Origin of the sequence: Catenulispora pinisilvae (genome assembly GCF_015356865.1) — a bacterium.
Lineage (GTDB): Bacteria > Actinomycetota > Actinomycetes > Streptomycetales > Catenulisporaceae > Catenulispora > Catenulispora pinisilvae.
Genome location: NZ_JAAFZA010000262.1, coordinates 1 through 13,778, shown reverse-complemented (window position 1 = coordinate 13,778; position 13,778 = coordinate 1). Strand labels below are relative to the sequence as shown.

General features: G+C 68.7%; 15 protein-coding genes. 6 read left to right on the top strand and 9 right to left on the bottom strand.

Annotated elements, in window-relative coordinates; genetic code table 11:
* Nucleotides 1-687: 687 nt before the first annotated feature.
* The 4 genes from IZR01_RS41750 to IZR01_RS41735 form a co-directional block, all read right to left on the bottom strand.
* Entirely contained in the window at nucleotides 688-1,710 is a 1,023-nt protein-coding gene (locus tag IZR01_RS41750; protein WP_194927058.1) for a hypothetical protein, read from the bottom strand.
* A gap of 224 nt (nucleotides 1,711-1,934) precedes the next feature.
* Entirely contained in the window at nucleotides 1,935-2,192 is a 258-nt protein-coding gene (locus tag IZR01_RS41745; RefSeq protein WP_194927057.1) for a hypothetical protein, read from the bottom strand.
* Between the two features lie 316 nt (nucleotides 2,193-2,508).
* Nucleotides 2,509-2,985, bottom strand: a complete 477-nt coding sequence (locus IZR01_RS41740; protein ID WP_194927056.1) for a nitroreductase/quinone reductase family protein — start codon at nucleotides 2,983-2,985, stop codon at nucleotides 2,509-2,511.
* A complete protein-coding gene (locus tag IZR01_RS41735) occupies nucleotides 2,982-3,761 on the bottom strand; it encodes an SDR family oxidoreductase (protein WP_194927055.1) in 780 nt (259 codons plus the stop codon). Before IZR01_RS41735 ends, IZR01_RS41740 begins: the two co-directional genes overlap by 4 nt.
* A gap of 147 nt (nucleotides 3,762-3,908) precedes the next feature.
* Between IZR01_RS41735 and IZR01_RS41730 the strand changes: the two genes are divergently transcribed.
* A complete protein-coding gene (locus IZR01_RS41730) occupies nucleotides 3,909-4,553 on the top strand; it encodes a TetR/AcrR family transcriptional regulator (protein ID WP_194927054.1) in 645 nt (214 codons plus the stop codon).
* Between the two features lie 264 nt (nucleotides 4,554-4,817).
* Here IZR01_RS41730 and IZR01_RS41725 read toward each other — a convergent pair whose 3' ends face one another.
* Nucleotides 4,818-5,846 carry a helix-turn-helix transcriptional regulator gene (locus tag IZR01_RS41725; RefSeq protein ID WP_194898108.1) on the bottom strand — a complete coding sequence of 343 codons (1,029 nt, stop codon included), beginning with the start codon at nucleotides 5,844-5,846 and terminating at the stop codon, nucleotides 4,818-4,820.
* 62 nt (nucleotides 5,847-5,908) lie between these two features.
* On the opposite strand from IZR01_RS41725, the gene IZR01_RS41720 reads away from it, so the two are divergent.
* Complete coding sequence (locus tag IZR01_RS41720; RefSeq protein WP_194898109.1) at nucleotides 5,909-6,364, top strand: VOC family protein; 456 nt, start codon at nucleotides 5,909-5,911, stop codon at nucleotides 6,362-6,364.
* Nucleotides 6,365-7,134: 770 nt separating this feature from the next.
* Here the strand turns inward: IZR01_RS41720 and IZR01_RS41710 are convergent.
* The 4 genes from IZR01_RS41710 to IZR01_RS41695 are packed head-to-tail and all read right to left on the bottom strand — an operon-like array spanning nucleotide 7,135 to nucleotide 10,514.
* On the bottom strand, nucleotides 7,135-8,517 hold the full coding sequence (locus IZR01_RS41710) for a nitroreductase family protein (protein WP_194927052.1): 1,383 nt from the start codon (nucleotides 8,515-8,517) through the stop codon (nucleotides 7,135-7,137).
* 12 nt (nucleotides 8,518-8,529) lie between these two features.
* A complete protein-coding gene (locus tag IZR01_RS41705) occupies nucleotides 8,530-9,315 on the bottom strand; it encodes a 4'-phosphopantetheinyl transferase family protein (protein ID WP_228555706.1) in 786 nt (261 codons plus the stop codon).
* Nucleotides 9,312-10,202 (bottom strand): DUF6206 family protein, encoded by an 891-nt coding sequence (locus tag IZR01_RS41700; protein ID WP_194898112.1) that lies wholly within the window; start codon nucleotides 10,200-10,202, stop codon nucleotides 9,312-9,314. Before IZR01_RS41700 ends, IZR01_RS41705 begins: the two co-directional genes overlap by 4 nt.
* Before the next feature lie 12 nt (nucleotides 10,203-10,214).
* On the bottom strand, nucleotides 10,215-10,514 hold the full coding sequence (locus tag IZR01_RS41695; protein ID WP_194898113.1) for a hypothetical protein: 300 nt from the start codon (nucleotides 10,512-10,514) through the stop codon (nucleotides 10,215-10,217).
* Between the two features lie 302 nt (nucleotides 10,515-10,816).
* Between IZR01_RS41695 and IZR01_RS41690 the strand changes: the two genes are divergently transcribed.
* The 4 genes from IZR01_RS41690 to IZR01_RS41675 all read left to right on the top strand — a co-directional run bounded on the left by IZR01_RS41690 (nucleotide 10,817) and on the right by IZR01_RS41675 (nucleotide 13,743).
* On the top strand, nucleotides 10,817-11,833 hold the full coding sequence (locus tag IZR01_RS41690; protein WP_194927051.1) for a beta-ketoacyl-ACP synthase III: 1,017 nt from the start codon (nucleotides 10,817-10,819) through the stop codon (nucleotides 11,831-11,833).
* Nucleotides 11,834-11,891: 58 nt separating this feature from the next.
* The gene (locus tag IZR01_RS41685) at nucleotides 11,892-12,143 is read left to right on the top strand and encodes a phosphopantetheine-binding protein (RefSeq protein ID WP_194898115.1); all 252 of its coding nucleotides are present in this window, start codon (nucleotides 11,892-11,894) and stop codon (nucleotides 12,141-12,143) included.
* A gap of 23 nt (nucleotides 12,144-12,166) precedes the next feature.
* A complete protein-coding gene (locus IZR01_RS41680) occupies nucleotides 12,167-13,375 on the top strand; it encodes a beta-ketoacyl-[acyl-carrier-protein] synthase family protein (protein WP_194927059.1) in 1,209 nt (402 codons plus the stop codon).
* 101 nt (nucleotides 13,376-13,476) lie between these two features.
* The gene (locus IZR01_RS41675; RefSeq protein WP_194898116.1) at nucleotides 13,477-13,743 is read left to right on the top strand and encodes an acyl carrier protein; all 267 of its coding nucleotides are present in this window, start codon (nucleotides 13,477-13,479) and stop codon (nucleotides 13,741-13,743) included.
* Nucleotides 13,744-13,778 lie beyond the last annotated feature (35 nt).

The window sequence follows — 13,778 nt, the reverse complement described above, 5'->3', positions numbered from 1 at the left end:
CCCCAACGCCCCCACCAACGCGGCGCCGACGACGGCTCCGCTGGTGAGCACCGCCCGCCGGCTCACCGAACCGCCCGCGTCCTGCCGATCCGATTGAGAGTTCCCCGACATCTGTCTGTCCTCCAAGTCCCCGCGCCAGACTGCCGCCATCGTTCCGGGTGCGCTTACTCCCACACGATGCGTTGAATCATGCTGAATATAAGCCCGTGGACATGATCGGAAGTCAGTCAACGTCGAATCCTGATGGATATCGGCCAGGGATCTTGTAATTCGGTGAACGCGGCACGGAAGTCTCAGGAACGGGTCCTGGACTCACGGTCGGCTGACGGAACCGCGCCTGGTACATGTGCGTCTCAACACTGAGAAGCGCAAGTCGCCAATCACAGGGGGATCTTGATGACGCCAGGGGCCATGGGGATGTTCGAGCAGGCAACGCCGCCGGAGCCGTACCGGGCCGCGGGATCTCCCGGGCTCAAGCTTGCTCTGCTGATCTCTCTCGGCGTTGCGACGACAGCGGTGCTCATCGTTCTGCTCCCGGCTGTCGCCAGTGCCATCTCCGGTAGCGGGGGCTGCGGCGGCGGCTGAGCGTCTGGCGTCGGCGAGGTCGGGAGGTCGACCGAACCAGTCGGGAAGTCGGGAAGTCGGGCAGTCGGGCAGTCGGTCGACCGGTGGGATCAAGCCGCCGTGTCAGGCCGAGGCCCGGCCTGCGCCGCCGAGCAGATACGGCAGCCGGCTGCTGAGGAACCGGCGCGGGAACTCATCGCGCAGCCGCCACAATCCCGCGTCGATGACGAAGTGGGCCATGACAGCACCGAGGAACGCCCCGTACAGGGCCCGGCCGGGCGCGCTACCGTCGTGAAGGTGCGATGCGCTGGTCAGGATCGCGCCCAAGACCACCGCCAGGTTGGTGAACAGCAGCAGCCGCAGCCCGCTGGACTGGGCCGCAGAGTCGAGCCAGCGCACCTGCGGCGCGGCGGTCGACCCGGCTATCAGGCTCATGATGAGCACATACTGCAACCCGTGCGCGATCGTGAGCCCCGCGACGGCCGCGTAGGGAGACCGGAACAGGAAGACCGGGGCGAAGAACAGCACTGATCCGACATAGGCAAGCGCACTCCAGGTACAGCGGCGCACGCGGCGAGCCCACAGGACGATCCCGAAGGTCACAGCCAGGGCGTAGCCCAGCGCTGCCGCCGGGAACAGCCAGCGCAGCCGCGAATCGACAGCGACCTGCAAGAGTTCAGGATGAGCGACAAGCGCCACGATGCCGAACACCCCGGCCGCGACTATCGCCGCCCGCTCCCGCCGGCTCAACCGGGCAGTACCCGTAGCCGCCGCGGCCAGCGCCGCCAACCCGAGGTTCTGCTTCTGGAAGTGCCAGAACTGCCAGCCGTAGAAGCCGAGTGAGGCCCAGCGAACCGTCTCCGGCGGCAATCCCGCGCCGGCGACCGCACCGGCCGCGATCAAGGCCACGGGAGCGTATACGTATCGAGCCCTATGAGCGCCCGCGTGCCGGCGTATCTCCGGCACCGTGTAGAACCAGGCCGTCGACGCCACGTGCACGGAGGTTCCGAGGAACAGCAGCGACTCCAGCGCTGGACCCGGCGCAGAGCCTCCGGCCGGCGCCAACAAGATCGCCGCTGTGAACGCGCCCAACGTCAGGGCCGCGGTTCCCCACAACCATATCCGCCGGAGACTCTGGAACTGCACCAACGACCTCTCCACCTAGGTACGTCCGATACATCAGAAGGCCACCGGCGGCAGGCTGGACTGGCGTGCCTGCGCAAGCATCTCGTGGGTAAGCCGGTGCCCGACCATACCCGGGCGGTCAGAGGAGGGGTCCTGCGGCTGAATTCGTTCAGGTACTACGGAGTCAGCTCTCCGGGTCCGAGAGGATGGCGTATCGCAGAGTTCACCAATACCCGCCACCGCGGTCACGTGGGCGGGTCGTCCCGATAGAGCTCGTCCTTGATCCCGCGCGAGCGCCAGCGCGTGACCAGCAGCTCCGGCCGCGACCGGGTGAGCGGGGCGCGGAACGGCCCCGGATCCGGGCCCGCCGCGACGTCCCAGTCGGCGGCGCGCTCGTACGGATCGAGCGGCTCCGGCAGCGTGCCGCAATCCTCCAGGACCACGGTTCTCGGGTCGAAGCGCGACGCCTGGTGGGTGTAGCAGTCGTCGGTGCGACCGCCCACTTCGGCACCGCAGTTCGCACAGAGGCACTCCACGAAGCGCGCCGCTTAATACGTTCCCGCAGGTCGCGCATCGTATCCGGGCCATTCCATCAGTATGCCCGCGTCTTTGTGGCGAGCGCTTCGAATAAGGGACCGCCGGGAGGATGTTGGCGGGCCGAGCCGACACATCGGACGCTCACAGACTTGAACTGTCGGCGACTCGCGGCATCCATCTGGGACCGCCGCGCCGGCTACACCCTCATTGGGCGACGAGCCGCTCTAGCAGCGACTACACCCCCAGTCCCTGGGAGCAGGGCATCTGTCGAGGGATCCGCGATCACGGCCGATGGCGGAAGCTGATGCGCATCAGCCGGCTGTCAGCCCAGTCTTCGAGCCGAGTCGGTCGGATGGTGCCGGGGTCGTGGGGCTGATTGAGATCCGCGACGATCTCCGTCAGCACGGCCTGACGTTCAGTCGGGTCGGTGACAGGCGTGGCCCGGGCAGGCAGATCTGCACGGATCCCGTTCTTGAGGTGGAAGGTGAAGCTGGGATCGGCGAGAAGGTTCGCATGCCAGCCGGTCGCGGCACCGCCGGCGCCGCTACACAGATACGTTGCGCCCGCAGCTCGGTAGAAGAAGATCTCGATGCGGCGTGGCCGGCCGGTGCGGCGCCCCAGCGTCGTGATGTCGATGATCCGTTCTCTGGTGCCCGCGGCGGGGGTGATCTCGATGGCTCGTCGGATGTGGTTGGGCAGGTGGGATAAAGATGCGTCCCGTGTGGAGTCGTTCGACCCGGTCGCCTGTGGAGTGCTCATGCGGTCTGGGCCTGAAGGGCGGGGCCGAGCAGGAGTCCACCGTCGATGACGTACTCCGACCCCGTGATGAACGACGCCTCTGATGACGTGAGGAACAGGAGCAGCCCGGTGACGTCGGTCGGCTCCCCGAGCCGGGGGATGGCGAACGGCTCGGGTGAGTAGAAGTCGGCGATTGCCGCGGTGGCGCCGGCTGCTGGTTCGTGGATGAAGGAGGTCGCGATCACGCCGGGGTGGATGGTGTTGACCCGGATGTGGTCGCGGCCGAGCTCGAGTGCTGCGGTTTGGGCGAGGCCTCGCAGGGCCCACTTGCTGGCGACGTAGGGCGCGTAGTGAGCTGTGCCGCCCAGGCCCATGGTCGAGGCGATGTTGACGATGGCTCCCCCTGCTGCGCGGCGCAGAGCGGGGGCTGCGACCTTGATGCCGAGGAAGGTCCCTGTGAGGTTGATGTCGAGGATGCGCGACCACGTGGCCTGGTCCGTGTTCTCGATTGTCGCAGGCGGGTTCTGCACGCCCGCGTTGTTGACGAGCACGTTCAGGGCGCCGAAGGCGTCCTCGGCGGCGAGTACAGCGGCGGACCACGAGTCCTCGTCGGTGACATCGAGGCGGGCGAAGCGGGCGCGGGTCCCGAGCTCGTCGGCGAGAGCGGCGCCGCGTCCGGTGTCGATGTCGCCGATCACCACGTTCGCTCCCCGCGCGTGAAAGGCGCGCACGTGGCTCGAACCCTGGCCGCCGGTCCCGCCGGTCACGAGCACGGTCTGGTCGTCGAAGCGGGGCATCAGATGTTCCTTCGGTACGTGGGGCAATGACCGCCGATCATCAGTGATGGACCGGCGGCCAGTGGTGAGCCGAGCGACTCACCATTGCCTCGACACTAGGTCGGCGGCGGTGGCGAGTCAAGCCACTCGCCTCGTATACTCGCACCCATGAGCAGTGTCGTGACGACGTATCACCAGCGGGTCGCCGAGGAGAAGCGCGCGCTGATCGTGACGGCCGCGACCGCACTGTTTCTCGAGTTGGGCTACGACCGGACGTCACTGGCGCGGATCGCAGAGCGCGCGGGCGTTTCGCGGGCCACCTTGTTCAAGCAGTTTCCGAGCAAGGCCGCCCTGTTCGACGCCATCGTGACCGAGTCCTGGTCGACCGCTGACGAGCAGGACCCTCCGCCGGCAGGCAACGTCGTCGACGGGCTCAGCATCATCGGTCGCCGTTACGCCGGGCTGTTAGGCCGTGCCCAGATGGCCGACCTGTTCAGGATCGTCATCGCCGAGCTGCCGCGGTTCCCCGAGCTGGCCCATGCGCAGTTCTCGCACGGGAAGATGCCCTACTTCGAGTCCGTACGCAGCTACCTGCTGGCTGAGCACGAGGCGGGAACGGTGCGGGTCGAGGACGTGGACCTCGCCGCCACCCAGTTCCTGGGCATGATCTCCAACTACGTCTTCTGGCCGACACTCCTAGTGCCGGGCTGGGAGGTGAGCGCCGAACGCGTCGCCCAGGTGGTCGACGAGGCCGTCCGCACCATCGCCGCCCGATACGCCACGACTGGACCAGGGGCGTCCACCAACGACTGAGCCCCGCCGACCGCGACACAGTCCCGCCGCGGTCAGCAGCGGACGGCACACGCACCGGAGTGTTCTCTAGCATGGCCGCGCGGTCGCGGATCGCGTCGGCGACGGGGATCTCGTCGGCGGCGAGTTCCGACGCCCGGAGCGCGGGCCTGCCCGACACGCGGTGACCGTGTCGCGATCAAGGGTCAGGCTCGTGCGAGCCGAGCCGGTCCGCTGACCGGCGCAAACAGCCGCAACATCGGTGCTGCCTTCGACGGGTCGGCCGGGTCATGGGCTGGGCGCCGCCCCGCGGACGACTGTCACGTCGGCCGCCTTGATCAGCCGTTGACCGAGGGCGGTCACCACGTCCCGCAGCGCCTGGGGGTGTTCGATGATGAACGGGCTGTCGAGCATGGCCAGGGTGCCGGCTACCCATTCCAGGCGTTCGGCGCGCAGGAACACGCGCAGCCAGCCTTCGCCAATCTGGTTGTCAGGATCGTCGGGAGATACTGACGCCAGCGTCTCCGGTATCCGCGACCAGACGTGTGCGATGTCCGCCTTGATTAGGAAGGACACCTCGTGCAGTTGCGGCGACGGGGCCAGCGGGCCGATGACCTGCTGGACCGGGTCGGCATCGGCCGGCGGGGCGAAGGTGCCCTCAAGCAGGCGGACGCCCGCGATGCGGTCCAGGCGGAAAGTCCGGACGGCCCGCCGCGTGACGTCGAACCCGGTCAGGTAGAGCCGACCATGGTGGGCGACGACGCCGTAGGGTTGCACGGAGCGTTGCGCCGCACGGCCCTGGCGGGTCGTGTACGCGAACGTCACCGGGCGTCGGTCCTGCGCCGCCTCGGCTAGTGACAACAGCACCGGGGCCACATCCCCGTCAGCGCCGTCCTCATCGTCATGGTGCCCTTGCCCGGGGACGGTGAAGTCGATAACTTCCACGACGGCGCCGATCCGCCGTGCCAGCGCTGCGGGCAGCACCCGGCGTACCTTGGCCGTCGCGCTGTCGACCGCCAAGGCGGACGCAGGCCCCGACCGTGACCGTCCGCTCAGCAGCAACGCCCAAACCACGGCGAGCGCTTCCTCGTCAGTCAGCATGAGCGGCGGCATGCGGTAGTGACGGGCCAGCCGGTAGCCGCCATAGCGGCCGCGCGTCCCGTCGACGGGAATGCCCAGGTCCCGCAGGTGCTCGATGTAGCGGCGGACCGTGCGCTCGTCGACGCCGAGCCGCCCCGCCAGGTCGGCGACGGTGTGCGTGCCGCCGGCTTGTAGCAACTCGAGTACCCCCAGCACGCGGGAAGTCGGCCGACTCATGTGATCGATTCTCCTACGCATTCCGGGCGGATAGTGCCCGGAATACGTTCTAGCTTGGCTTCATGACCAACACCAACACTGTCCAACTCGCCTCGGTCCGCGTCATCACTGACGATCTCCCGCGCCTCGTGCGGTTCTACGAAATCGTGACCGGGGCCACCGCCCAGTACCTGACCGACGACTTCGCCGAGTTGGTGACGCCGTCCGCCACCTTCGCGGTCAGCCACTCCCGCCGGGTCGCGTTCATCGCCGGCAACCCTCCCCGCCCGGGCGCCAACGACAGCGCCATCGTCGAATTCCTGGTCGACGACGCCGAGGCCCTTTTCGCCCGGCTCCAGACCGAGTACGGCGCCGGCCTCAAGGTCGTGCAGGCCCCGACCATGATGCCCTGGGGGAACCTGTCGGTACTTCTGCGCGACCCGGACGGCGCGCTGATCAACCTGTATACGCCGGTGACGCCGGACGCGCTGCGGCTGCAACGCCAACGGCAGCCGCAGATGCTTGCGCGGCCGAACTGACGGCGGATTGCCCCTCGACCTTCGCGCTTTAGGTGATCATGTTTCGGCTGCCGCCCAGGCCAGGAGGACGGCGCGGGTTTCTTCGGGTTGTGGCTGGTAGGGGCCTGGGTGGGAAGAATGGGCGGCGATGATGACGCCTCTGATCTTGATCAGCGTGTCTTCGAAGGAGGGTTCGGCCGTGGCGGTGTACCAGCGGCGGCGTGCTCGTTCGGGCTTCTCCAACACCCTTTGAACTCGCTGCCTACTCCGGCCCCTGCGCCAACCTGGCTTCCAACGCGACAGTCGAAGACCACGGAAAGGACTCCCGACCTCGGTCCGGAATCGGATCGGGCAGCTGCGGCACATTGGCCAGCACCGTCGGTACCACCCAGGTACGGTGCTTGACATCAGTGTTCAGATCCGATCGGAACCGAGAGATGGGGCGGAATGCCTACACGGTTCCGCTCATGGCCCATTCGGCGGTGCTCTGGGTCTGGGCCGCGTGGCCGTGGTGCAGTTCGACTCGGAAGCCTGGCACTCCTTTGAATCAGGCCGTTGTGACCTGTGCGAGTGCGCCCGAAAACCGCGCGACGTTGACCGTTGCCGAATCAAAAGCCTGCGATATCAGGCCAGGTCGGAGAGCCGAGTGAGATAGCGGAACGGTGCATAGTGAATGAGCGAAACGCAAGTACCACTCCGGTCTCCTGAAGGACAGAGCGTAGAGCATAGGGCGCAGAGTCAGGTACCGGCTGCGCGGACTGCTCCGCCAGCGAGTGGGGGCAAGAGCGTTGTCACAGAGTCAATGATGAAGCGCGACGTCGCAGCGTCGCAGCCGCGGTGGTGGTCGGGTAGCCGAGGCGGGCTACGAAGAATGTTCTGCCGGGTAGGCCGAAGCGTTGTTGGAGCTCGATGCGGAGGTCTTCGTGCTGCGTCAAGATGCTTAGGGGATGTAGTGCCAGGCCTGCTCGGGTGGCGGTGAGCCAGTAGTCGGCGAGCCACATCCCGGTGCTGAGGAGGTCGGAGGTGGTCGGAGCGTCCATGGGCAGGCTGGCGGCCGTGATCACGGGGGTGGTCCGTACGGTCCGTGCGAGCTGACTGCCCAAGTAGCGGTCGAAGCCTAGTCGGCACAGGTGGGGGAGTACGGCGGGGTTCAGTGCGACGCGTGCCAGTAGTCGGCGGGGCGCAGACACGGGGCCGAAGATCTGTCCGGCGGTGAAGCCGTCTGGGCGTGCTGCGGCGTCCTGGGAGGTCCAGCGGAAGTACGAGTGGGTCTCGCGCCAGGCTGCGTCGTCGCTGAAGTCCCGGCCTGCGTGGTGGGCGATGAGGGTTGCGAAGCGCCGCAGTTCCATTGGTGATCGCAGATGCCGGACCGTCACCTGCGTCCGGGCGTTCGGGTCCCAGGAGCTGGGGGGCAGGTGGGCTAGCTCGTGCAGGGCCTGCGGTGCGACGGGCAGATCACGGTAGGGGGCGCGGTTGGTGCGCCTGGCGGCTGCCGTGTCGCGGAGTTCGGCGAGTTCGGCGAGGTCGGCGCGGTCGGTGAGTTCGGTGAGTTCGGTGAGATCGGCGCGGTCGGCGAGATCGGCGAGGTCGCCGGACCGCGGGATACCGGTTCGGGTCAGGACGGCCAGGCTGAGTAGCCGCCAGTTGTGCGGCCAATCGGCGTCGGTCGCAGCTCGGTGCGCCGCCCGGTGCAGGGTTTCCAGCCCGACATGTCGGACCGCTGCCGGCACCCAGCCTTGGGCGGCCAGTGCACGCAGCAGGAGGTGCCAGTAGCTGCCGCAGCTGAGGTGCATTTCGGCGGAGTGCGCGGGGAGCGCGCCGAGGCTGCGGTCGGTGTCCTGGGCGAGGGCGAGGTAGATGCTGTCTGTGCCGCCGGTCCTGTGTGTGCCGACGGTCCTGTGTGTGCCGACGGTCCTGTCTGCGCCGCCGGCGCTGTCCTCGCCGACGGTGGTGTCGTCGGGGTCGTGGAGTAGTTCATAAGCCAAGGCCTTCGCCCGGTCGCTCTTCAGCCACACGTGGCCCCACGGCTGACAGTTGTGCGACGAAGGGCTGAGGTTCGCGATGGCGGCGGCCTCGTCGAGGGATTGCTGGAAGCAGGGTTCTGCCGCCAGAAGGAAGTCGTTGGCCTGAAGGCGGACAGGGACGCGTGATGGCTGTGGCCCGGTGCGGTTCACTGTGGGTCTCCCTCATCGCCAGACGAGTGCCAGGGAATAGCCGGAGATCTGGTGCGCGATGCCGTGTGACGGGTAGGCGCTTGAAGCGGTGCGGCTGCGCAGTGTCGGTCCGGGCCGCCAGGAGAAGTGAGCGTTGGGCAGCCACTCGGTGAGCACCACCTCGCGGCTGTCGATGCGCAGGCCGAATCCGAAGTGTTTGAGTACTGCCTCCTTGCAGGCCCAGTGCAAGGTGGCTGGGATCGAGCTGAGCCGCCCGCCGGGGTCGCCCGAGGGCCGGGATTCGTCCAGCACCTTCGTCAGCACCGGGCTGACGTCCCGGCCGCACTCCAGGTCGATGCCGAGTGTGCCGGAACCGCACGCGGCGATGGCGAAGTCGCCCGAGTGCGACAGGCCGACCTCCACGGGGGCGTTGACGAACGGCTTGCCGGCGCGCGGCCCGGACGCCACCGCGCGGACCTCGATCGCCGAGGTCTCGGCGGCCTGGCCGGATGCGCGGTTGAGGTGGGTGGTGACGGCGTACTTGACGGCGAGCCGCCCGGCCAGCCATTCGATCCTGCGGCCCTCCCGGGCGAAGGCGCCGGCTCGCGCCTGCTCCTCGGGTGTGAGGTGGCGGTGGCTCAGTTCGGCTCGCACCGACTCTCCGCGGGCGCGCAGCGACGCGATGGACACGACCGCGAGCGTGGGCAAGTCCGGGACGCAGGCCAGGTGCAGCGGGTGGGCCGGGTCCAGAACCAGCTGGTGCTGTAGGCCCGGTGCGTCGTTCAGGAGCGTCGCACCTTGCGCGACGGCGGCGGTCACCGTCTGTCCACTGGGGGCAGCAGGAAGGGGTAGACCCGCCGGCGTACCCGGCGTTGCCAGAACCGGTCCGCTTTGCGGAGCCGCTGGATCAGCTCCCACATCCGGGCGTCGCCGCGATAGTAGGCGGCGACTTCGTCGGCGGTGAGGGGCGCTTCGAGTCGGGCGTTGGCCTGCTCGACGAAGCGGGGGATCAGTTCGTCGAGTCCTTCTTTGATCAGGTTGCCGAGGAAGTCCAGGACGACGCCGCGCAGTGTGTAGAACTTGTCGAAGATGGAGCTGCCGACTGCCATGCGGACCGGGTTGCGGAGCAGCCAGGGCAGCGAGGTGAAGAAGAGCCGCACGTCCAGAAGCTCGCCGCCGCGCGCGTCCCGCAGCAGCGGCGTGGTCACATCCAGGTAGTGCAGCCGGCCGTCGAGGTCGATCCAGTTCGAGGCCTGCGCGTCGAGCCCCAGGCCGGGCGTGACCGTCTGCTCGACGTGGTCCAGGAAGCGCGAGAAGAAGTCGTCGGCCCAGTGCTCACCTTCGCTGTGTAGGAGGGTCGAGCACAGGCGCTTGGACGGCAGTGCTTCTTGGAGGCAGTAGGCGACGACTCTGCCGTCGGGCAGCGTCATGTGCCACATGGCCGTTTCGGCGACGTGCAGGCCGCGCTCGTGCAGGAGCCGCAGGTAGGTGTCCAGTGAGGAGCGGAAGCGGTCGAGCCGCTTGCCGTCCGGGAAGACGGGCAGGCGTTTGCAGGCGAACGAGCCGTGTTCGGTGTCCCGGCGCAGCACGAGGGTGACCTCGCCGTACCCGAGGACGTCGAGAGATCCCTGATCGCCGGCGGCCAGGGCGGCCTGCACATCCGCTTCGAGGGCGGCTAGTTCGCGGGCGGGTACCACGAGGCTCATTCGCGCCTGCCGTCAGTTCTCTTCGGTGCTGAACCGTGCCCGCAGCGCGCGCGTGAATCGCCACGCCCGGTACGAGGGGTAGACCAGGCCGACCGCGAGGACGGCGGTCTTCCGGCCCGATCGGCGGGTGGGCGAGTCCGCCGCTTCCGCGGCGGACTCGTTCTCCGTGTCTTCGTGCGCGTCTTGGTGTGCGGGCGGGCGGAGCAGGCCGGTATCGGCCAGCAGGGGGATGGCCCGGGGCAGTACGACTACTGTGGCGGCTCCGGCGCAGGAGGCGACGAGCAGCCGCCGCAGGCTGGTCTGGGATGTCATGGCCTGGCTCCGTTCGTGGGCGGTCGTGGGGTGGACGCGCGCGTCGTCGCCGATCCGCGTGCCACCGAGACGGGTCCACCGTCGCACGCGGCTTTGACAGAGTGCTTACCGCTTCCTTTCACCGCCGGACGCGGTTCGGGGCTGTCCGCGGGCGGTCAAGAACTTGAAAGCGTTCGGTCAGCCTCGGCTGCGACAGTGATTGCCATGCCTGTCGGGCCGACGCGGCTCGTAAGGAACGCTTCCCCCACGTGGTACCAGACCACGACGGTAGGGCTTCGCTGATGTCCACTCGGAGGTAACCGATGACAAGATCGGCACGTCTCGCCGGTATCGGTAGCTTCCTGCCGTCGTGCCTGGTGCCCAACGCGCAACTGGCAGCCCGTATGGACACCTCGGACGAGTGGATCAGGACCCGTACCGGGATCCGGCAGCGGTACTTCGCCGAACCGGGCACGACCACGTCGGACCTGGCTGCCGAGGCTGGAGCGCGGGCGATGAAGTCGGCGGGTCTGGCCGAGGTGGACGCCGTGGTGCTGGCCACCACCACTCCGGACCGGCCGTGCCCGGCCACGGCGCCGGTGGTCGCGGCCAAGCTGGGGCTGGCCGGCCGTCCGGCGTTCGACGTGCAGGCGGTGTGCACCGGCTTCGTGTACGCGCTCGCCACCGCCTGTGGGCTGCTTGCCATGGGCTGCGTCGACACGGTCCTGGTGATCGGCGCCGAGACGTTCTCGACGATCCTCAACCCCGCGGACCGCGCCACCTCCGTCATCTTCGGCGACGGGGCCGGGGCGATGGTGCTGCGTTCCGGCCAGGCCGCCGGCAACGGTGCGGTCGGCAACGGTGCGGTCGGCCCGTTCGACCTGGGCAGCGACGGCACCGGCCAAGACCTGATCACCGTGCGCGCCGGCGGCGCGGAACAGCGCCGCAGCGGTTCGGCACCGGCTCCCGGCGACGAGTACTTCTCCATGGCCGGCCGCGAGGTGTTCCGGCAGGCGGTCGAGCACATGGCCCAGTCCGCGCGGGCGGTACTGGGCCAGGTGGGCTGGCAGGCCGGGGACATCGATTGGCTGGCCTGCCACCAGGCGAACCTGCGGATCCTGGTCCGGCTCGCCGATGTTCTGGGCATCCCCGAGGCCCGGGTGCTGGCCAACATCGCAGAGGTCGGCAACACCTCGGCGGCCTCCATTCCCCTGGCCATCGACCAGGCCTACCGGGCCGGCCGGTTCAAGGCCGGCGACCGACTCCTGCTGTCCGCCTTCGGCGGCGGCCTCACCTGGGGTTCCACCGTGCTCACCTGGCCCGACCTCACCCATCCGTGACCACGTCCGGCGGCTTCGTCCACGACCGGGCATCCGACCGCACGACTAGGAGCAGGCTATGGCTGACTTGACGTACGAAACCCTCGTCGCACTCCTCGTGGAGAAGTTCGAGGTCCTTCCCGAGCTGATCCGACCCGGTGTCACCTTCGCGGACCTGGAGGTCGACTCGCTGTTCCTGGTGGAACTGCTGCTCGTGGTCGAACGCGAAGTGCAGGCCGCCATCCCCGATGACGCGCTCACCGCGCAGGACACTCTGGAACGCGCCGTGGACATCGTCCGCGAGCAGGTAGCCACAGCGGGTACCAGGTGAGAGCCCCGGGTTCGCAGCCGGAGATCGCCGTGACCGGGATCGGACTGGTCACCTCGGCCGGGATCGGTGTGCAGGCGAGTTGGCAGGGGGTGTGTGCGGGCATCTCCACCGCGCGGCGCGATCCGAACCTGGCCGGCCTTCCCGTCGACATCTCGTGCACCGTCCCGGGATTCGACCCGGGCAAGCATGTCGGCCGCCGCAGCAGCCTGATCCACGACCGGTTCGTCCAGCTGGCCGTCACCGCGGCCCGCGAAGCGGTGGCCGACGCCGGGCTCGACCCGCACACCTGGGACGGGGCCCGGGTCGGCATCGTCATCGGCTGCGGGGTCGGTGGCGTCGCGACCGGCGAGGCCCAACTGCGCACCAGTCTTCAGAACGGCCCGCGGGCGGTGTCGGCGTTGCTCATCCCCATGTTGGTGCCGAACATGGTGGCCGGCCACCTCGGCATCGAACTGCGTGCCACCGGCCCCAACCTGGTCACCGCCACGGCCTGTGCCTCGGGCGCGACGGCGATCGGGACCGCGATGCAGCTGCTCGGCGACGGGAGTTGCGACGTGGTGGTCGCGGGCGGTTCCGAGGCGGCGGTCACTCCGCTGATCACCACCGGGTTCGCGCAGATGGGCGCGCTGTCCGCGAACACGGACGACCCGGCGGCCGCGTCCCGTCCCTTCGACGCCGGCCGTGACGGCTTCGTCATCGCGGAAGGCAGCGGCATCCTGATCCTGGAGCGGGCATCCGATGCCCGCGCGCGCCGGGCCGGGATCCGCGCCACCATCGCTGGTTTCGGCGCTTCGGCCGACGCCCACCACATGACCACGCCGGATCCGGAGGGCAAGGGCACCCGCCAGGCGCTGCTGACCGCGCTGGCCCGAGCCGGCGTGGCGCCGGACGAGGTCGACCACGTCAACGCGCACGGCACGTCGACCCCGTTGAACGACGCGGCCGAGGGCCGCATGCTGCGCGCTGTACTCGGCGACCGGGCCGCGGTGACGTCCACCAAGGGCGTGGTCGGCCATGCCCTCGGCGCTGCCGGCGCGATCGAAGCGGCCTTCACGGCACTGGCTCTCCAGACCGGGACCATTCCGCCGACGGCCAATCTGGAAGCCCTCGATCCCGGGATCGACTTGGACGTCGTCGCCAAAGAGCCCCGCCGCCGGCCCATCGAGGTGGCCGTGAGCAACTCGTTCGGGTTCGGCGGCCAGAACGCGGTGCTGGTTCTCACCCGCGCATAGACCGCGCATAGACCGCGCCTAGACCGCCCACAGACCACAGACCACGCCTAGACAGTGCCGGGTCACAACGTCCCGGCTGGGCAACAAACATTGAGGATGTCATGACCACCCAGCAGTCACTGATGCGTTACATCGCGGACACCTGGATGGACGGGGATTCGACCGGCCTGGACGCGGATTCCAACCTGGTCGAACTCAACGTCATCGACTCGGCGGCGATCTTCGACCTGGTGCACCACCTGCAGGTCGCCTACAAGATCAAGGTCCCGCTGCCCGAGGTCACCCCGGACAACTTCCGCAGCGTCAAAGCGATCGCGGCCTTGGTGGACCAGCTCCGCGGAATCCAGCTCGACCGGGAACTCGCGTGATGACCCAGCAGCTGAACTCCGCCCCCAGGCCCCCC